Source organism: Candidatus Jidaibacter acanthamoeba, assembly GCF_000815465.1.
Taxonomy (GTDB): Bacteria; Pseudomonadota; Alphaproteobacteria; order Rickettsiales; family Midichloriaceae; genus Jidaibacter; species Jidaibacter acanthamoebae.
Map to the genome: position 1 here is coordinate 66,821 of NZ_JSWE01000206.1, position 20,012 is coordinate 86,832.

Annotated in this window: 16 protein-coding genes; 9 read left to right on the forward strand and 7 right to left on the reverse strand. The window is 34.3% G+C overall.

The annotated features are described in order from the left end of the window. Nucleotides 1-137 precede the first annotated feature (137 nt). Entirely contained in the window at nucleotides 138-1,895 is a 1,758-nt protein-coding gene (locus tag NF27_RS09715; RefSeq protein ID WP_039458942.1) for a hypothetical protein, read from the reverse strand. Between the two features lie 168 nt (nucleotides 1,896-2,063). Between NF27_RS09715 and folE the strand changes: the two genes are divergently transcribed. Next, nucleotides 2,064-2,648 carry a GTP cyclohydrolase I gene (gene folE / locus NF27_RS09720; RefSeq protein WP_053332764.1) on the forward strand — a complete coding sequence of 195 codons (585 nt, stop codon included), beginning with the start codon at nucleotides 2,064-2,066 and terminating at the stop codon, nucleotides 2,646-2,648. A gap of 12 nt (nucleotides 2,649-2,660) precedes the next feature. On the opposite strand, the gene NF27_RS11460 is transcribed toward folE, so the two are convergent. The 4 genes from NF27_RS11460 to mreD form a co-directional block, all read right to left on the reverse strand. Then, nucleotides 2,661-5,378, reverse strand: coding sequence for a hypothetical protein (locus NF27_RS11460; protein ID WP_152606903.1), 2,718 nt, complete (start codon nucleotides 5,376-5,378; stop codon nucleotides 2,661-2,663). A 289-nt stretch (nucleotides 5,379-5,667) separates the two neighbouring features. Further along, a complete protein-coding gene (locus tag NF27_RS09730) occupies nucleotides 5,668-5,847 on the reverse strand; it encodes a hypothetical protein (RefSeq protein ID WP_039458944.1) in 180 nt (59 codons plus the stop codon). Nucleotides 5,848-5,937: 90 nt separating this feature from the next. Beyond that, nucleotides 5,938-7,695 (reverse strand): penicillin-binding protein 2, encoded by a 1,758-nt coding sequence (gene mrdA / locus NF27_RS09735; protein ID WP_039458947.1) that lies wholly within the window; start codon nucleotides 7,693-7,695, stop codon nucleotides 5,938-5,940. Then, nucleotides 7,685-8,182, reverse strand: a complete 498-nt coding sequence (mreD, locus tag NF27_RS09740; protein WP_039458949.1) for a rod shape-determining protein MreD — start codon at nucleotides 8,180-8,182, stop codon at nucleotides 7,685-7,687. Before mreD ends, mrdA begins: the two co-directional genes overlap by 11 nt. Nucleotides 8,183-8,305: 123 nt before the next feature. On the opposite strand from mreD, the gene lon reads away from it, so the two are divergent. The 5 genes from lon (at nucleotide 8,306) to NF27_RS11465 (ending at nucleotide 15,865) form a co-directional block, all read left to right on the forward strand. Then, nucleotides 8,306-10,702 carry an endopeptidase La gene (gene lon, locus NF27_RS09745; protein WP_053332766.1) on the forward strand — a complete coding sequence of 799 codons (2,397 nt, stop codon included), beginning with the start codon at nucleotides 8,306-8,308 and terminating at the stop codon, nucleotides 10,700-10,702. Further along, nucleotides 10,703-11,317: a nicotinate (nicotinamide) nucleotide adenylyltransferase gene (nadD, locus tag NF27_RS09750; protein WP_053332767.1), complete on the forward strand. Its 615-nt coding sequence runs from the start codon at nucleotides 10,703-10,705 to the stop codon at nucleotides 11,315-11,317. Then, nucleotides 11,301-11,687, forward strand: a complete 387-nt coding sequence (rsfS, locus tag NF27_RS09755; protein WP_053332768.1) for a ribosome silencing factor — start codon at nucleotides 11,301-11,303, stop codon at nucleotides 11,685-11,687. The genes nadD and rsfS overlap by 17 nt, the downstream gene beginning before the upstream one ends. 268 nt (nucleotides 11,688-11,955) lie before the next feature. Then, on the forward strand, nucleotides 11,956-14,352 hold the full coding sequence (locus NF27_RS09760; RefSeq protein WP_039458951.1) for a TrbL/VirB6 family protein: 2,397 nt from the start codon (nucleotides 11,956-11,958) through the stop codon (nucleotides 14,350-14,352). A gap of 109 nt (nucleotides 14,353-14,461) precedes the next feature. Then, on the forward strand, nucleotides 14,462-15,865 hold the full coding sequence (locus NF27_RS11465; protein WP_053332769.1) for an ankyrin repeat domain-containing protein: 1,404 nt from the start codon (nucleotides 14,462-14,464) through the stop codon (nucleotides 15,863-15,865). Nucleotides 15,866-15,945: 80 nt separating this feature from the next. Here the strand turns inward: NF27_RS11465 and rpmE are convergent, their stop codons facing one another. Beyond that, complete coding sequence (gene rpmE / locus NF27_RS11940; protein WP_075260611.1) at nucleotides 15,946-16,221, reverse strand: 50S ribosomal protein L31; 276 nt, start codon at nucleotides 16,219-16,221, stop codon at nucleotides 15,946-15,948. 150 nt (nucleotides 16,222-16,371) lie between these two features. Here rpmE and ssb point away from each other — a divergent pair, with 150 nt between their 5' ends. Together ssb and NF27_RS09780 are read left to right on the forward strand one after the other, a co-directional pair. After that, on the forward strand, nucleotides 16,372-16,860 hold the full coding sequence (gene ssb, locus NF27_RS09775; protein WP_039459052.1) for a single-stranded DNA-binding protein: 489 nt from the start codon (nucleotides 16,372-16,374) through the stop codon (nucleotides 16,858-16,860). Between the two features lie 40 nt (nucleotides 16,861-16,900). After that, complete coding sequence (locus NF27_RS09780) at nucleotides 16,901-17,383, forward strand: RNA pyrophosphohydrolase (RefSeq protein ID WP_039458954.1); 483 nt, start codon at nucleotides 16,901-16,903, stop codon at nucleotides 17,381-17,383. Between the two features lie 37 nt (nucleotides 17,384-17,420). Here the strand turns inward: NF27_RS09780 and NF27_RS09785 are convergent, their stop codons facing one another. Continuing rightward, on the reverse strand, nucleotides 17,421-17,759 hold the full coding sequence (locus NF27_RS09785) for a CCDC90 family protein (protein ID WP_039458957.1): 339 nt from the start codon (nucleotides 17,757-17,759) through the stop codon (nucleotides 17,421-17,423). 185 nt (nucleotides 17,760-17,944) lie between these two features. Between NF27_RS09785 and NF27_RS09790 the strand changes: the two genes are divergently transcribed. Continuing rightward, a complete protein-coding gene (locus NF27_RS09790; RefSeq protein ID WP_161791855.1) occupies nucleotides 17,945-19,855 on the forward strand; it encodes a DUF3857 domain-containing protein in 1,911 nt (636 codons plus the stop codon). The last annotated feature ends 157 nt before the right edge of the window (nucleotides 19,856-20,012 follow it).

Below are 20,012 nucleotides of genomic sequence, written 5' to 3' on the forward strand. Positions count from 1 at the left end.
TTTATATTTTTATGATCCCATGGTTATACATTTTTCATATCCATATATAGTTTTTCCTATATAAAGATCATATCAATTGCTTGGCTTAGGTTATTACAAAATACGGCTCTAATAAACGTGTTATTAGAGCCGTTCTATTAATGCATTTTTATTTTTTGGCTTTCAGGTTGGTTTGAAACCAAGTTGCAGAAATAATTTTTAGCTCCGGTTGCTATTATCATATCAAACATTTCAATTGCGGAAGATATGCATATATTAGTAAAATCATTACCGTAATTCACCAGCTGATAGGCTGTGTGATTAGCTGCGCCTAAAGCCGCAAGTGCTGTTCCTAAAGCAAAATTGAGTTTATATCCTTCAGGCTTATTATCGGCAAAAGCATAGCTTATTACATATTTTAGCGCACCCCCGAGTGCGGCTCCGTACAATAAGCCTTCGCAAGCTACAAGATGAAGATAATATTTCGGATAATGGGCTATTACTTCTTTGAAAGTAGAGTATAATATACTATTAATTTCAGTATTTTCAGGGGTTTTAGAGTTCTTCTCCGGTGCTACCTTCTCGGTTGCGGGTTTATCTTTGTTATCTTCATTTCCATAGATATAGTTAGAAGTTTTACCTATAAGCCCAAAGCATAGGGTTGGAATTCCGCCTACTAATATAGTATTAACCAATGGCTTAACACCTAACCAATCACTTAAAGAATTTCCTTCTACCGAATTAGTTATATTATTACTAAACCCTGCAAAAGACATGCAAATAGTTGCACTGACAAATGCAGTTTCAGCTATTGCTGCTGCATCTTTAGAAAGGATATTATTATTTACCGCAGATTTTAATATATAAGAAGCGCCTAAGTGTGCAGCACTGCTTAAAATGAATGGGCTAAGATAAGTTGATGCACATAAGCTATATGTCGCAGAGGCAACAATTGCAGTTGCGGTAATAAAATCAACTGAAGATAAAAAAGTTCTTAAGCGGGGATCAGTAGGCATAAAATTATTCTCCGTTATATAATTTCTAAGTTTTTCAATATAAGTATTTTTACTCCAAATTAGTAATTCCTCTAATGCTTTACGATTACTATAATAAATTTCTAATCTGGCGACGGCTTCGGGCAAAAATGCAGGTAAAGGTAAAGCAGCGGCAATACTTTTAGCCATTGCATATATAACCCCTTTTACCATGCTGTCTTTAATAGTGCTGTAGATGTTACTTAAATTAGGTTGAGCGATTCTTACCGCATGCATGGAAAGATGTAAAATTAATCCCTTAATGAAGCAACCGTAAGGGGTGGCGTATTCACTTGTAAATTGAGTTGAAAATATTGATAGGACGGAAGGAAGTATTAAGTTATTTGTACTTAGATAAATGCTGTTAGGATTAAATTTTTTCTCAATATCTCGGTTTAAAGGATTGCAAATTTTATCTAAGGTTTTATAAACAATCGGAGTGATTACACCTGAAGTAAAAGCTGCGGAAAATTTTAATGCGCTATTGGATGTTAAATAAAAAATCGGCTTTTTTACCGTTAAGGGCGCATAGCTTAATAAGTTTGAAGCACTTTTTAATAAAACATCGTTTTCAATAAGTGCGGCAAAGTATGGGGTAAGTTGTGATGAAAGGCAGATCGGGTAAATAATCGGCCAAATCGGGTCTAAAGCAATCATAGCTGATTTATGAAATTGTTCTCCTATGTAATCCTTGCTTTTTAAATAACTTAAGCTCATATGGAGAGTAAGTTTAAATGCTTGAGCGCCGAGCAGGGGGTAAGTAAGAGCAGGTATATAATAACAAGTGGTTACAAGAAAAGCTGTAGATATACCCAGATCAATATCCAGATCAATATTTGATTTTTGATTTGGGGTAAGATAAGTGGAGATACGTGTGAACATATGTAGTCAGTTATAATTAATTGCTGTAATAGTTTTCCAAGAGCTTTATAAGATCCATTTGTGATTATATCCAGAATTATTATTAAAAATAAGTAAAATAATATTGCATTCGGTTCTAATATCTGTTCTTTATGTGTATATAAGAAATAATTAAATATAGTAAGATTTATGTCGAAAATTTTAGAAAAAGACCAGGCTATAAACCAAAAAGCTATAAATGCCATTAGAAGTTTAATAGAATGCATAGGTGATGACCCCGGTCGATCGGAGCTTAAAAAATCTCCTTACAAAATATTAGAAGTTTTACAAAGCTATTTTGCCGGTTATGCCGTTAATTCTGATGAAATATTAGCTGAAACTATTGAAGAGGTTGAGGGGTATGATGATATTATTATGCTTAAAGATATAAATTTTACTTCTTACTGTGAGCATCATTTCCTGCCCTTTAGTGGTAAATGTCATATAGGTTATATTCCGAATAAAAAAATTGCTGGGATCGGCAAATTTGTAGAAGTGCTTGAGGCATTTGCAGGCAGGTTGCAAATCCAGGAAAGACTAACCGTATTAATTGCCGAAGCTATATATAAGAATTTGCAGCCCAAGGGTGTAGGGGTAGTAATAGAGGCAAAGCATAACTGTTTATCATTTAAGCACCAAAGTTGTAATAATGCAGTGATGAGAACCGGCAAGATGCTTGGAGCTTTTCATGAAGACTACAATATAAGGAATGAATTCTTGAGTGCTTTGAAGTAAAAAAATTCTAAATTATATTGAGGAAGATGAGCTTTCGGTATTTATTGCTTCGAACAGAAATAATGTTGCATGGATCAGCGGAGCGGCGAATGGTACGGCATATTCTACCGTAGGTAAATAAGAAGTATCCTCATTCGGGTAAGGCATAGAATCATCTTCTTCAGGCGTAGGTGCCGGAGTGGGTAGTGGAGTAGGGGAAGGTATCCGTTGTAACTGTTCTTCCGTCGTGTTAGTTAAAACTGAGGAAGATTCTGCAATCTCTTCTTCTAATGTTCTCTGAACTTCGGTAAGTTCTTTCCTCAAGAGCTCCAATTGTTCTTCGAGTGAGGAAATATGACTATCGGTTTCAATTAATTCTTCATTTAACTTTACGTATTTAGCTCTAGCTTCGGTTACTCCTTCATTAATCTCTTGAGCGGCTTGAACTAGCTCATATATTTCTTCATTTAATACACTGCCTTCATCAATTAAATTTCTATGGGTTCTTTGTTCATTTTCTATAATTTCATTAAATGCTTCAATGATTAATGCCGGATTTTCAAAATTTACATTACTTAATTGCTCAATATTTTGGTTTATAATATTAATTACATCTTCTAAAGCTTGAACTTTTTTAACTTCATTCAGCTCAATTATTTTGTTTATTATTTTAACTAAAACGTTTTGCTTTAAACTATTATCTTCATCTACGATTTCAGCAAATTCTGCTAATGTTTCCCTATATATTTCTAATTTTTCTCGGTCATTTTCTATTAAATCATCCAGCTCTTCTAAGGATTCTATATCTCCTACCAATATGTTTTGTATTATACTTGTAAGAGAATCTATTTGAATTTGTAATTCATTATAGGCTACAAGATGGTTCTCTAATTCTAATTTTACGAGATTCAACCTTGCTAAGAAGATTTCTGTTTCTTTTATTGCTTTAAAATTATTATTTTTTAAAGCTTCTTTGGTTTTAGTGTTGTCTTTGATATTTTCTTGAGCAGCCTCTTCATCACTAATCACTTGCTTAACTATTTTTATTAATTTATTAATCTTCTCTTTCTTTTTATATAATGATTTAAGTTCATCTTCCTCCGCAGCTATTTTTTTAGCATTTGCTTCTTTTCTTCTTTTTTCATCTTCTATCTGTTTAGCTTTTTTCTTTTCTTTTTTTTCTCTCTCTTTTTCTTCTATTGCTTTTTGTTTTAATTCTTCATCTAATTTTTTTAGACTTTCTTTTTCCTGCTCTACTTCTTTAGCTTTTTTTCTCGCTTCCTTCTGCTTTTTTACGTTTGCTTCTATTTCTGCTTTTGTTGCTTCTTCCACTGCCCTTCTTTTTTCTTCTTCAGCTTTTTTTTCTGCCTCTATTGCTTTTTCTTTAGCTTTTAGCTTTTCTTGTTTTTCTTTCTCTTCTTTCTTTACCTCATTCGTCACAACTTCAGTATCTACTTCTTCCAAATCATCTTCCAAATCGCCGAGAGGGCTAATGGTAGGAGGGGTGTCATTGTTAAGTTCTACTTCCTCTTCCTCTTCCTCTTCCTCTTCCTCTTCCTCTTCCTCTTCCTCTTCCTCTTCTGCCAATTTAATGGTGATTTCTTTTTTAGGGATGATTTTTATTTTACCGCTGTCTCCGTCTTTCGGATTATCTTTATAATCCGAGTTACCGGATGTAAAGTAAGGATCTTTATCTAATAATTTAACGGTTAGTAGGATAAGCATATGCAAAGTTGAACATGCTAAATTATACCTTGTAACATCCGGCAAGTTAAACCGATCCGAAAACGACGGTTTTAAATAATCAAGCGCATGAGGCATGTTATTTTGAGTAGTCGTATCGTTCACGGTTTTCAAATAAGGTTTTAAATTTACGGAAGTATTTGAAAACAACGGAGTAGTTAAAGTGTACTTGAAAAAGAGATCAGTTCCATTGTGTTTTTTGTCTTTATCATAATTAGAGCGCTCAAAAATTCTATGAATATTCGGCAACTTAATATTATCTTCTGAGCCCTGTGCAAGGTTGCAAGGTTGCGGTGGAGCTAAAGGTATTATAATATTATCATTTAGTACTAAATGTTTAAATGTACTCGGAATAGGTGATTTTGCTTTATCTTGGCTCTCATGTTGTTCATATTGTTTATCTTTTGCAGAGTGCTGAGTTGCTAATGTAGAGGTCTGCTCTTCTTCATCAGCAGTTGAGTGATTATAATTTTCTGTTTCCTCTAATGCTTCTTGAGCTTCATCATCAAAAGAAGCTTCATCGGAAGCTTTAAATTTTTCATTATTATTTGAGTTATATCTCGGTTTATCACCCCCCCTATTGTTTTCGGGTATAGAGAAGTGGTGTATACCTTTCAACTCAATAGCCGGGATTCCATTAAAGATAAAGGCTTTATCAGGATTCTTAGGGGCTATTTTTTGAAATATCTTATAAGGATCATAGTTTTGCTTATGGTTAAGAGGATAATAAGCGGTTTCTGTTATTCTATTTAAATCTAAGTTAAAATATTGTGGAGTATAAACTACATTCTTATTAATCTCATCAAGCGTAATTTTTATGCCTGAATGCATAAAATCAAGCTCTACCTGATTAAGTGAGGGGGCTTCATATATTGAAGAAGAAAAAAAATGTTTTTTTTGAGTCGGTAGTATGTAAGCAGTAGCGAGTAATGCAGCATATTGCATATTCCGTCTTCTCCGACGGTGGCCAAGTGCACGAGAAAGATCAATATCCGATATAGGTTTCATGTTACTAGCCCTTGCCGACAATTTTAAACTTCACCTTAGTCAATTAAACAATTATTGAATGAATGATGAATTTAAAATTTAATCAGTTATTAAAAATACCATAGAACATAAACCTAGTGCTTGGTAAGTAAAAAAAGTTAATAATCACGAGGTGAATGCAAAGGCATTTTACTACATATATGGGTGATTTTCTAGATATTGTTGCGATAAAATGATGTAAAACTTAATAAAAAGCAAGATTTATTACTAGTTTGTTACAGAGATAAGTATGAAAGTTATATATTTAGGGTTAAGCAAGCTTAATACGGCCGTTTTCCTGCTTGGAATCTATCGCGCTCGGAAGGCATATAATTACACTTTTATTGGTTTCCATTTGAATCTTGGAAAGTGTGTAGAAATTGCTTTCAATGCTAAGATTAAATTCTTTTTTAAAATTAATTACTACTACTCTTTGTCTTGTATTTTTCATAAGTGTATAGTTTTATATTATTTACAAATAAAGTATGTAGTATCAATAGTTAACAAATGGTTAATAAAACAAGGTATAGATAAATTATTTTTACTCAGTTAGAGAATGAGCATATAAAAGAATTTCCTTAGCTATTGGAAGGGCACTTTGTGAGCCCCATGAGCCGTGCTCTACAATAACGGAAATTGCATATCTGGGATCTTCAAATGGAGCGAACCCTAAAAATAAACCATGGTCGGTATGGTGCTTCTTAGTAGTTTTTCTTGCGGAAATTACTTGAGCAGTTCCTGTTTTTCCGCATATTTGGAAATCAGGGTTGGATATCCTGTGCCTATAACCGTTCCCTCTGTTATCATTAAATACCATAAACATCCCTTTTCTGATGGTATCTAAGTTATGCGGAGAAAATTTTAGATTTGTCGGTTGGCCGGATTTTTGTAAAATAGTGGGAGATATATTTTTACCTGAAGCAATCCTTGCCGCCATTAATGCAAGTTGAATAGGGGTGGTTAATACAAACCCTTGACCTATTGAAGCATTTACCGTGTCGCCTATAGTCCATTTTTGACTGAATTTAAGAAATTTCCAATTGGGTTCCGGTATGTTACCCCTACTTTCGTAGGGAAGCTCAATATTGGTTTTGTCACCGAACCCTAACCCAAACGCTGTTTTTACAATATTTTTGATCCCCATTTTTTCCGCAACGACATAAAAATAGACGTTACAGGATTGCGCAATTGCCAGCCTAACATCAACATCACCATGGCCTGTTTCACGGTTACAATGAAATATTCTATTACCTACTTTATGCTTACCATTGCAAAATACCTTGAAATCAGGGGATATTCCATGTTCTAAAGCTGCAAGCGCGGTTACGATTTTGAAAGTGGAGCCGGGCGGATATAGAGCGGTAATTGCTTTATTTATAAGCGGAGTTTGCGGGTCATTGGCTATACTGTTCCATTCTGCTGTGGAAATCCCGCCGACAAAGCTATTAGGATCATAAGCCGGACTTGAATATAAGCAAAGCACCTCACCGGTTTTAATATCAATTAAGATTATCGAGCCGGTTTTATCGGATAATATTTCTGCTGCGTATTTCTGAATATTAATATCAATGGCAAGTTTAACCGATTCTCCTTCCATGGAAGGAGAATTCGAGATTTCTCTAACATGATTACCTAGGGCATCAACTTCGGCTTTTTTAATTCCCGGGTGCCCTCTAAGCCGTGCATCTAATATCTTTTCAACTCCGTTTTTGCCGACTAAAAAATCATTAAAGTTCGGAATAGATATTTTTTCCAGTTCCTTTTTGCTGGGGCTAGCGATATACCCTGTGATATGAGCGGTAATATTATGAAAATTATAATATCTCCTTTGCCCTTGATCAATAAGAATGCCGGGTAAATTAAAGCTATTGATTTCAAGTTTAGTTACATCCTCCCAGCTAAGCCTATCGCTTACCATGAAGGGCGAACTTCTTAAAAGTTTTTTAAGTCTTAATTTTATATCATTATCACTGATTTCAATTTTATTAGTAATAATTGTGTTAACTTCGGCAAGCATTTCCTTTATTTGGGTTATATCTCGGGTGGTAAAGGATAGCCTATAGCTAAGCATATTAGTTGCAAGATCAACGCCGTTTCTATCTCTGATTGTTCCTCTCAGGGGCGGAATAACTGATATCTTGATCCTGTTTTTATCAGACAAGGTTTTATATTTTATTGCGTCTATGATTTGCAGATAATAATAACGACAAAATAAGAAAGAAAATAAAGCGGTTTTTATTGAGCCGAGTATAATAGCTCTTCTGGTGAAAACCTGATTTTTTTGAAAATTATCGCGCATTATATTTTCGTCTGAAATAAAACATTTTAGTTAGGGCAAAATGTGCCGGTGGGTAAAAAGTAATGGTTAAGCAAAGTTCCAATAATAATCTGACGCTAAACAAGGATGTTTTATAAAATATACTTAATATAATAATTTTTAATGCGTATACTATAAAAATTAACACGGTAAAAGCTGCCCAGGTTATTCCAAATTTTTGTTCTTCTAAAGCCTTCATATTTTTACTCATTAAAAAACTTAAGATAATAAGCTGCAATGAAGTAAGGCCGATTAGACTGCTTTCCAGGTAATCATTAAGTAACCCGCAAAATATTAAAAATATCTTGGATAGCTTTTCTCCTTCGCTGAGCTCAAAGAAAAAAACTATAAGAAATAATAAATTAGGGTAAAGAATATCAAGTGTGTAATGCATAGGTATATGATTGAGTACTACAACGAGCATAATCAAAAAGTAGATAAATATTTTTTTTAAAAGATGTGAAATCATAGGAGATAAAAAATGTTTGTTGTGATATATATAAGATAGCAAAGAAAATTTAAAGTATAAACCTTGTGAAATTCAAAAAGCAACTTATATATACTTAATATAAAGCAATAAAAAAAGTAAGCTATGACTTCTATTGATATTTATCCGGTTTTACCTTTAAGAGATTTAGTAATGTTTCCTAATATGATAGTTCCTCTATTCGTCGGGAGAGAAAAATCTGTTAAAGCCCTTGAAGAAGCCTCTGTACTTAATAAGAATAAAATCTTGTTACTGGCGCAAAAAGATGCAAATAGGGACGACCCGAAAACTTCCGACCTTTATAAAGTAGGAGTTATTGCTAACGTTTTGCAGGTTCTTAAGCTGCAAGACTCGACAGTTAAAATATTAGTCGAAGGAGTAAAGCGGGTTAAGGTAATTAAGTTTCTAGGCGATGATAATATTATCCGAGCTCATGTGAAAGACATGAATGATAGGCCTCTAAGTAATGAAAACAAAGAGGTAAGCGTTCTTCAGCGTTCAATTACCGATCAGTTTGAAAGTTATACTAAGTTAAATCGTAGAACAAACCCTGAGGTTGCAGCGAGCTTAAGCCAAATTCAGGACATCCATAAATTTTGTGATGCAATCAGTGCACATTTAATAATTAAAGCAGATAAGAAACAAGAAATACTCGAGCTCACGGATGTTTCAGCTAAGCTTGAGAAGTTACTGTTAATTTTAGATTCCGAGATAGAACTCCTTAATACCGAAACCAGGATTAGGAGCAGGGTGAGAACTCAGATAGAAAAAAATCAGAAAGATTACTACCTTAACGAACAGCTGAAAGCTATTCATAAAGAGTTAGGTGAAGAAGATTTTAAAGAAGAGATCGGTATTCTTACCGAAAAACTTAAGAAGCTGAAGTTGAGTAAAGAAGCTAAAGAAAGAGTCGATTCAGAGCTTAGAAAGCTTAAAACCATGAATCCGATGTCTTCGGAGACTACGGTGATCAGAAATTATCTGGAGTGGATTATTGATCTTCCATGGGGCAAATACTCTCCTATCAAAAAAGATTTAAAAAATGCTGAAAAAGTTCTTGAAGATGAGCATTACGGCTTAGAAAAAATAAAAGAAAGAATCTTGGAATATTTAGCGGTTAACCTAAGAACAAATGATCTGAAAAGCCCGATTGTTTGCTTAGTGGGTCCTCCAGGTGTAGGTAAAACCTCACTTGCTAAGTCGATAGCTAATGCGACAGGAAGAAATTTTGTGAAAATTTCCTTAGGCGGCCTTAGAGATGAAGCCGAAATAAAAGGGCATAGAAGAACTTATATAGGAGCAATGCCGGGTAAAATTATTCAAGCTATGAAAAAAGCTAAAACCAATAATCCGTTAATACTTCTTGATGAGATTGATAAGTTGGGCTTTGATCACCGCGGCGACCCATCTTCAGCTTTACTTGAGGTGCTGGATCCTGAACAAAACCACTTATTTAACGATCATTATATCGAGCTTGATTATGATCTCTCAAAGGTGATGTTTGTAGCCACTGCCAATAGCACGGATATTCCTCGTCCGCTTATGGATAGGATGGAAGTGATTAGATTATCAGGATACACTGAAGATGAGAAAGTTCAAATTGCTAAAAATTATTTAATTCCTAAGCAGTATAAAGCTCACGGGATCAAACCGGGAGAAGTTGAAATTCCTGAAGAAGTTATAAGAGAGGTTATTTATTCTTATACTCGCGAGGCAGGGGTTAGAAGCTTGGATAGGGAGATTGCTAAAATTTCTCGTAAAGCGATAAGAGAAATAATGCTCAAAAAAATTGATACTATAAAAATTACTTTAGAAAATATAAATAATTTTCTCGGTGTCAAAAAATTCTTAGGTAACGAGCTTGAGAAAGAAGATATGGTTGGTGTAACTACCGGCCTGGCTTATACCGAAGTAGGTGGAGATATACTTTCCATAGAAGCGGTATTGATGTATGGTAAGGGTGATATTAAGATCACCGGTAAATTGGGTGATGTTATGAAAGAGTCGGCGCAAGCCGCGCTTAGCTATGTAAGATCAAGAGCTGTTGAGCTTGGTATAAACCCGGGCTTATTTAAGCGCAGGGATATTCATATACACGTTCCTGAAGGGGCAACTCCTAAAGACGGACCTTCGGCAGGTATTGCGCTTTATACCTCTCTTGTTTCAGCGCTAACCGGTATTCCGGTTAGAAAAACAGTGGCGATGACCGGAGAAATAACCTTAAGAGGTAGGGTGCTCGCAATCGGAGGGCTAAAAGAAAAATTACTTGCAGCTTTAAGGGCGGGAGTTAAGACTGTTATGATTCCGAAAGAAAATACTAAGGATCTTGAGGAAATCCCAGCGAATGTTAAAGATAATTTAGAAATCATTCCGGTAGAAAATGCAGATGAGGTTTTAAAAATTGCTTTAACTAAAATTCCTGAGCCCATTGAATGGGATGAGGATGTAGAAAGATCGGAGGAATATGGTAAACGCCTTAATGCGCAAACTTTCGCTCACTAAATGAGTAGATTTAGGTTATTACCTGTTTCAGGAAATGCAAAAATAAGGGTGGGGATTTTAGGAGGAACTTTTAATCCCGCACATGAAGGGCATAGGTATATAAGCTTAGAAGCAATTAAGCATTTAAATTTAGATTATGTGGTTTGGTTGGTTTCTCCTCAAAACCCTTTAAAAAGTGAAGACGTTAAGGGTTCATTAAATACCAGAGTTGAAATAGCTGAAAATACAAAGCATTCAAATAAAATTATAGTCAGTGATATTGAGAAATATTTTAAAAATAACTTTACGGCAAATTCAATTAACAGAATAAAAAAGATGCACAGGAACGTAGAGTTTGTTTGGCTGATGGGTGCGGATAATATGATGCAAATTCATAAATGGTATCAGTGGAAGCAAATATTTAGGCAATCTTATGTAGCGGTTTTTGACCGTTTCAGTTTTGGGATTAAGGTTAATAAGTCAAAAGCTGCTAATATTTTTCCATCGCATAAAATGCTTAATTATGGTAATGTTACTAACTTTAAAAATAAAAATTGGTGTTTTTTTAAAATTCGGCAAAATCCGATTTCATCTACCCAAATAAGGAGCAAGTTAAAATATGAAAAATCAAAATAAAATCAGAGAATTAGGAAATAAAGAGAGAGCAATAGATATAAAAGATTTAGTGCTAAGTTGTTTAGATAGAGATAAAGCGGAAGACGTCACTTTAATTGATTTAGAAGGTAAAGCGGATTTCGCACACTTTATGGTAGTTGCAAGCGGACGCTCGACCAGGCATGTTAACTCATTAGCTGAAAAAATACTGGCGGACATAAAGAACGAAGGTTTCGGAGGAGTAGGTGTCGAGGGGATGAAAGAAGGTAATTGGGTTTTAATTGATGCATTAGATGTAGTAATTCATATATTTATCCCTGAGGTGAGGGAAAATTATAACATAGAAAAAATGTGGAATTTTACCTTACCGGTAGAAAGAACCGAAGCCTAATCATATTGTATTGAATAGAAAGCTTTTAGCTTAAGTTGTTTAGATATAATAAATAAGGCTTTAAAAGCTAATTTATTAATAGCTTAATATTGTATCGTTATATATCTGTTTTAATGTATAAATTATTCTATTTTATATAAATTTATCTTGTCAAATTTTATAGCTTTGCTATTGAATCGTAGTTTGAAAACGCCGGTAGTGTTAAATGCTTATGCATAAAAAGATTAAGCTTAATAAAACCCGCCATAATTTATGAAAATTATTACCAATGACCCAAATTAAATATGGTACTAAATTACTGTTAGTATTTTTTTTCCTGTTGATAGTTGCTAATGAAGCTTTAGCTTTTAATAGCTTGGAAGAATTTGAGTCTTATCAGGATAACGGGACGTTTGCATGCCTTCGCTTAAATAAAATATCAGGCCATGATGAAACCCAAGTTTTATTCGACAGCTTTCAAAAATCCAAAAAAGAAAAAGGAGAAGAGCATACTAGGGTACATACGCCCTTAAATGCTTCTATGTTTTCTTATGTTACAAATTTTGCCAGACAAGCAGTAGGGGCCATAGACTCGGTGATCGGCGCTATTCCTATGATGCATCGTTTTACTTTGGGCAATATATGTACTAATGCCTATATTGTAAGGCCTCATGAATATATAAATAGAATGAATGGGTGGATAGACTCTAAAATGCAGCCGAGCGGGGGTTACAGGAATCAGCATCCGCTTGCTTTAACTGCAACTGATATACCTTTTTACTATTCATGTGATCCTGAATGGGATCCTCTTCATAATTCCAAAATATACCGTAGTGAAGCGGAACGGCATTTTAGAGGTAAAGTATGGGGATATATGGGGGCTGCTTCTCCGTTTTGTGCGGGTATTGCTAAAAATTATGCGCTTAAAGAAATGGTAGGGCAGGTTAGAATTGAATATGCTGATTCGTATTCTCCAAGGAACGGTAATTCTTCTTTAAGTGCAAGAGAAGGAAAGTTTTTAAAAGCTGGGGAATCGGTAGAGTTAAGATCAGTAATATTTCATGCTTACAATTATTTTAATACTTCGCTTGGGAAGATGCAATTATGTGTTGCGACTCCGGAGACGGTAATTCCGATTAAAGTCGGATGCGCCTCAATTGCACCACCCGTAGAGAGAGCTGTGGAACCGCCGTTTTTAGAGCAAATTAAAAGTACAAGATGCTACCACTTAATTAGCGGTAGAGAAGATTTACAGTCTTTAGGAAAGGCTTTGCCTATTACTGATCAGCGTTCTCGAAACGGGTTAGCTATGAAATTATTTCTTGAGAGTGAATTTCATGTTACGAGCACGGTAGTAGGATGTGTAAAAGATATGATACTAAAAGTATTCTTAGGCGCTAATCAAAGTAATAAAAGAGGTCTGCTTACTATTTTGCATGAAAACTTTAGAGGGTTGGTGTTTGCGGTCTTGGTGCTATATGTTTCATTAGTCGGAATTAAAATAATGAGCTCAATCCAAGTACCGAACCAAGGTGAATTCTTAATGTACATAATAAAATTTACATTGGTACTTGTTTTTACCGGCTCCGGCACTTGGTATTATTATCAACAAGGTGAGGCTAAAGGGCTTTTTCCGGCCATAGTTTCCGGAACGGAAGAATTATCTTTAATATTTTTTAAAGTACAGGTTGATAAAGATCCGGTTGGGTTGTGTAATTATTGGTTTGAAGGAAAAGAGCTTTTAGGGCAAAGAGATATTAGTGTTTCTTCATTTGCAGGTAAGATTGAACCTACTGCTGGGTCACATCGTGTAAAGTTAACCTTTTGGGACTTTGTTGATTGTAAGCTTGCTAATTATTTAAATTTTGGTTCCTGTCATTATTCTATGAGTGGAATGATTAGTATGTGGATCGGTGCTGCTGCGCTATTTGTCAGCGGAGATGGGTTTTTGCTGACGATTATCTCTGTTCTATATGTTTTTTTGCTTTTATTAATAATTTTTAGGTTTACTTCAGTATTCATTCATTCGTTATTTATAGTAGCGGTACTGATATTGATATCTCCTATAATGCTTTGTTTCTCTTTATTTAACCCTACTAAAAATATTTTTCAATCCTGGTTTAGAATGATTATAGGTTATATTATTGCTCCTGCAGTATTATTCATATTACTTTCTTTTATGCTAACCGTGCTCGATTCGATTTATTTCGGGGAACTTACTACTAAGAGTGCTGAGATCAAAGAGCATAATATTCCTATAACTCAAGCATGTAAAGATATCGATTCAATATTTTGCACAACAATCGGTATGGTTGCAAAAGACCCATGCTCAGCAAATATCGGAGTTTTTGCAGAGAATTATATTGAGCCTGTTGATCTTGGTGCTTTAGGTGAATTTAAGCGCTTAAAGCCTTTGGCTATTAAATCATACTTCCATCCTGCATTAAAATTATTATTATTCGTAACTATCTTTTATTTTTTCATCGGGGGGGCAATTCAGCTTATTGTAGTCCTAACCGGTGTTTACGGTGTAGCAGATACGAGTAGGGGGTCAATTAATATTCTTAGCCCCGTCAGAAGCTTAGTAGGAATGGCAGCCGGCAATGCTTCACATATGCTTGGAATGAGTGTAGGAAAGATTGTCGGAGGTGGAGATCAGAATGATAATAAAGTGCCGAGAAGATAAGATCTAAAGATATAAGAAGTTTAACTAATTTACGGATTTTAGTAATAAAATTGTAGCAACCTTATGATATAATGAAGAATATAGTTATATTAACAAAGGTTTGGAATAAATGAAAAGCTTGGATTCTTTTATTGAGAAGAAATTTAATCAACAGGATATTATAAAGCCTGCATCTAAAGTTGGAGTGCCTATTGATAAAGATGGAAATTGTACGGCGCTTTCTATTTTATATGCTGCTCATGAAATAAAGCATGTGGGGAGGGAAGATAAGGACTTTGTAGCTAAGTTAAATCGGAATATAGTTTCCCCAAATGACAATTTCTTTAAGCGGGTTATGCTATATCAAACACATTTTGGTTATTTCAAACCCACTCCTAACCTTGGAAAAATTAAAGTTGCAACGAAACTATGGAAAGAAACCCCATTTAGAAATTTAATCCCGTATTATTTTGAAAAAAATAAATTTTTGCGGTTAGATTTATATAATAAAACAGGTGATTGCCATGTTATTGTTGTGCAGGTATTAAAGGGTGCTGATGGGGAATGTAAGTATAAATTGTTTGATCCGAATGTAGGAGAATCAAAAGAACTTACGGATATTGAATTAAAACAGGGGTTAAATTATTTATTAAAAGATTTTTACCGTAGGCAATACAACTTTGTAGAGATTAGAGATGGAGAGCAGATGATCATGATTAATAAACTCCTTACAAATAAAGGAAAGTATTTAGATGAAAAAAAACTGTTGCACCTTGCTCGGAATGCTGAGCAGTTTGAATACTTATGGGGCTTAGGCGCTAATGAAGTGAACTATGTATCGGATCTTGGTAATAAAAAAACAAGCTTACACTATGCTTTAGAATTTAATCACAATAAAACTTTTGAATTATTAATGGAAAAAGGTGCAGAAGTTGATGTGGTGGATTGGTGTGGTAATTCTTGTTTATACTTGGCGGCAGAGCAGGGAAATAAATATTGTTTGGAATTACTTATTGAAAGAGGGGCAAATACTGAGATAAAAAATGAACAAGGTAAAACAGCTCTTGATATTGCTCAAGAGAAAGGAAATAAAGCAATTATAGAAATTCTAACTCGAGTTAAATTATTTAAAGTTATTAAGGAAGAAGATAGAGATGGCATTAGCGAAGCCTTAGAACAAGGGGCTAAGATAATTATATCAAGTAGAAAAGGTTGGGAAGCTTTATTTAATACTGTAAAGTTAAACGGGATAAGTGATGCAATGGAATTATTTGAAAATAGTCTGGGATTTTCACTTACTTCTCCGCTTATGTTTATAACATATACTGCATTACCTATTGCAACTTTTTATATCCCTGTTGAGGGATTAATATTAATATCCTTACAAGCCTTTTGTTTAAGTTGGTTATTGCAGGACTATGCACCTGCAAGCATTAAAAGTTCCATATTTGATTCACCAAGTAAGCTAAGAAGCTTTACTGATATAGTAAAAGATAGTCGGGAAGAAAGTAAACAATGCATTAACCTAAGCTGAGCACTATAAAAGTAAAAGAGCAGCCTTAAACAATTAAAGCTGCTCTTTTTAATGGAAATTATTATGAACCGGTTTTTAGTTTATTTTAAAAAACTTAGGCCTTTAAATTTATCGTTAAATTTAGCTACTTCACTTGCCTTAGCATTTATGTAGTTAGCTTCTCTTGTCCAAGCCGGGTGAGTTTTTTTATCAACATCAAGCTTAAGTACATTGTTATGGTAAGTAGAACGGGTTTCATACACTTCACCATCAGTCATTTCTACTTTAATAATTCTATAATTAGGATGTAAAGTCGGTTTGTTTTCACCCTTGTTCGGAGTGGTTGAAGATTTCGCGTCAGATTTCTTAATTGCCATATTACTAGTCGATACAAATTTATTTACTAAAAAATTATAAAGTAAAAAATCAAGGCAAACAAGTAATATTTTCACCCAAACAAATAAATAGTTTGACTTTATTTTCGGCTTGGGTCTAATAAATATATTAATAAAAATACAATGAAAGTTATGGCCGGAAGTCTAAATAAAGTTATTTTAATCGGAAACGTCGGGAAAGATCCCGAAGTAAGAACTACGCAAGACGGCAGGGAAATAGTAAGCTTTAGCTTAGCCACTTCTGAAAGCTGGCGTGATAAATCCTCAGGAGAAAGAAAGGAGAAAACCGAATGGCATAGAGTGGTTATCTTTGCTCCACCCCTGGTTAATATCATAAAAAATTATGTGCATAAGGGTTCTAAGGTTTATCTAGAAGGTGCGTTGCAGACTAGAAAATGGACTGACCAAAGTGGTCAGGAGAAATTTGCTACCGAAATTGTCCTGCAAAATTTTAATAGCGTAGTTGTATTGCTTGATAGCCGTAGCCAAAGCGGGGGTTCAGGCTCCGATTATGATCATAATGATTTTGAATCTCATTCCAAATCACCTGCCGGTATAGCGCACAAACAGGGCTCTTCACATGATGCAGGCGAAATTTTGGATGATGATATTCCGTTTTAATTTCAGCAACTAATTTATTAGTTTTACTTAAGGATTTTCTATGGAAAAAAATAGTACATTCCGTTATGGGGTTGGCATAATGCTGATTAACAATGAAAATAAAGTTTTTGTCGGCCAAAGAGTAAAGGAAAGCAGTGAAGCTTGGCAAATGCCTCAAGGCGGTATTGATGAAGGAGAAAATCCCGATCAGGCTTTGATGAGAGAGGTGCTTGAGGAAATAGGGACTGATAATATAGAGATTATAGCCGGTTCAAGCGATTGGTATCAATATAATATTCCTGAGCAATTTATCCCCCTCTGGTGGGGCGGAAAATATATCGGTCAAAAGCAAAAATGGTATTTAGCTAAATTTTTGGGTAATGACAGCGAAATAAATATTAATACCGAAATACCTGAATTCATAAACTGGAAATGGGTAGATGTTGAAGAGCTCCCCGAGCTGATTGTTTCGTTTAAAAAGAAACTTTATCAAGATTTAGTCGAGGAATTCAAGCCGATTATAGATAAGCTTTCAGGCAGCTAACGCTATTTTTACGGCAATTTCATAAAAATAGCTGTTATCAAGCCGATGATGGTGATGAAAAAGGTATCATCCATTTTAGCATATTAAGTTGGGAGCCGGTAATTTCCGCTTTTAAGTTTTGCTCTACTTGTAAAATTTTTGAATCAAGTTTTCCTTCGGAGTTCTTTAATGCTCTCTCTAACCTGTCAATTTTATTATTAACTGTAAGTTCCATAAGAGAGATTTGTTCCCAAGTAGCTAACTTGGAAATGTTATATTCTCTACTTTCGAGTAAGGATTTTACAATAACTTCAGCCTGAGATTCATAAAATCCACCGCCTTTTAATTCCTTAATATATTTATAAGTGTCAAAAGCCTGGAGATAGTGGTCACTCATTTGTTTTTTCCGTTTCTGGCATTTAATTAATTACTATTCTGAAAATAATTAATTTCTCAAGCTTGGATGAATCAATTGAGAATATAATATTTTTAAGTTGCATTATTTGAAAAAATAATAACTATTAGGTAATCCGGTTTTTAAGTTATGTGCTATAGAGCACTTTAGTTCATATGAGGAGCAATATGAAAAGTAAATGTATTTCATTTCTTAACTTTTTTTCACCAGTAATATGCATGGTTATTCTTTTAAGTAATGCGGCGGAAGCAAGGTGGGCGACTTATGACGATGCGTCAATTGAGATTAATAAATATAATGTAATTGAAACTGTTAATAAAGACGGCACGAACGAAAGCATAATTGAAGAAGAGAAAACTATACTAAAAGAACATGGACGCGATTATGCCGCAAATTATGTGATTAAATATAATGGTGATAGCTCTAAGGTTACCATATTAGAAGCAAAAACGATTTATCAGGGGAAAGAGTATAAAGTAGATCAGGATATGATCGAAGATAAGCCTCTGGCAAGTTCACATCAGGGATTTGATCAACAAAGACAAATTCTAATAGCTTATCCGAAAGCTGAAATCGGAGCAAAAATTTATATAAAATATAAAATCAGTGAAAATAAAGTGCCTTTAGCTAATACTTACTTCAGTAGAGCTATCTTCGGTTTGCAAGGGTATGAAAAAGAATCTAATATAGAAATTAGGTCTGAACTTCCTTTGAAGTATTATGCTAATGACCCGAATAAAGCTTTAAAAATTACTCAGCTTAAAGAAAACAATCTCTCGGTAATTAAAATAAAGTTAATAAAACCGTTATATACTGAAACTATCGGTGAACCTACTGAGAACACTATAATAAATAATAAGTATATCACTTCTGTATCAATTTCGAGTTTAGATACCTGGGAGGAAGTCGGAACCCGCTTCGGAAAAGATTATTCCAGAGTAATTACCCGGCCTTTACCTAAAGCTTTTGAAGAGATCGTAAGTGAAGTAAAAAAAAGTAATTTAACTGAAAAAGAGCAGATTGAAAGAGTGATTTCCTTACTGAATGATAAGGTGAGATATATGGGAGATTGGCGTACGGTAAATGGGCGTATGATACCTAGAGACTTAGATAAAGTAGCAACAAGCCAGTTAGGAGATTGTAAGGATTTCTCGGCAAGCACTGCCGCAATTCTGAATAAACTGGGTTTTAAAGCAAGGGTAACATTAGTTATGAGAGGGATTATGCGGCAATCATATGATGAGCCGTTACCTAATATTTATAGTTTTAACCATGCAATGCTTAAAGTGATCGGGAAGAGCAGGGAAGTATACTGGATTGACCCAACCAACTTTCAAAGTATGGCTGACGGAATATTCCCTGATATTGCAGGTAAGAAAGTTCTGGTTCTGGATACGAAAGAACCAAGTTATGAAACTATACCTGAAATTGATCCTAACCATTCGCAGATGATTAAAAATAATATAATGGAGCTTAAAAGCGATGGTGCTATATTTGATACTGGAAGTTTGACCATTAAAGGTGAAGAGCGTTTGCAGTTTAGCGGGATGGGTTTATACTTTTCGAAAAAAGCAATAGAGGACTTTTTATTTAGAGCGATTAGTAAAAACCATTTAACCGATGAAGAAAAGAAAAGCATAGAAGTTCCCGATCTAACCAAAAGAGAGGTAAGGGATATAACTGTTAAATATAGCTATGAACATAAAAACAGTACTTTTAAAACTAATCTAGGTCAGGCTTTGACACTCTCTTCGGAATGGCTTAGGAGCTTTACCAATGTAGCTCATGATCAGATCGGAGATATAATGGTCGGGCCGCCGATAACTTTAAAACGTTCTACTGTGTTAAAAGATATGAAAGTAAAAAATATACAAAGCTTAAATTATGAAATAAAGAGCCCTTGGTTATATTTTAAAAGAGAATGTAAAAATAAAGGCAAAGATATTGAGATCTTTGATACGGTTAAAATACTAAAAACCTTTATTACCGGTGAGCAGTTAAATTCTGAAGAATATAAGAATTTAAAGCAAGGTATAGAAAGAAATATACAAAAAGCAGCGCTGATATTTACGGAATGATTATAAAAGTAAATAGTGCAAGCTTGTTATCAGATTATTTGAAGTTTTATTAAGGAGCCTGCCTATTGCAAGTAGTTTAAACATAAAAAAAGTAGAGAGTTTATATGTTAGTTTCAATCTTATAAAATTACTCTACTTTTAAACTATTTAACAATTA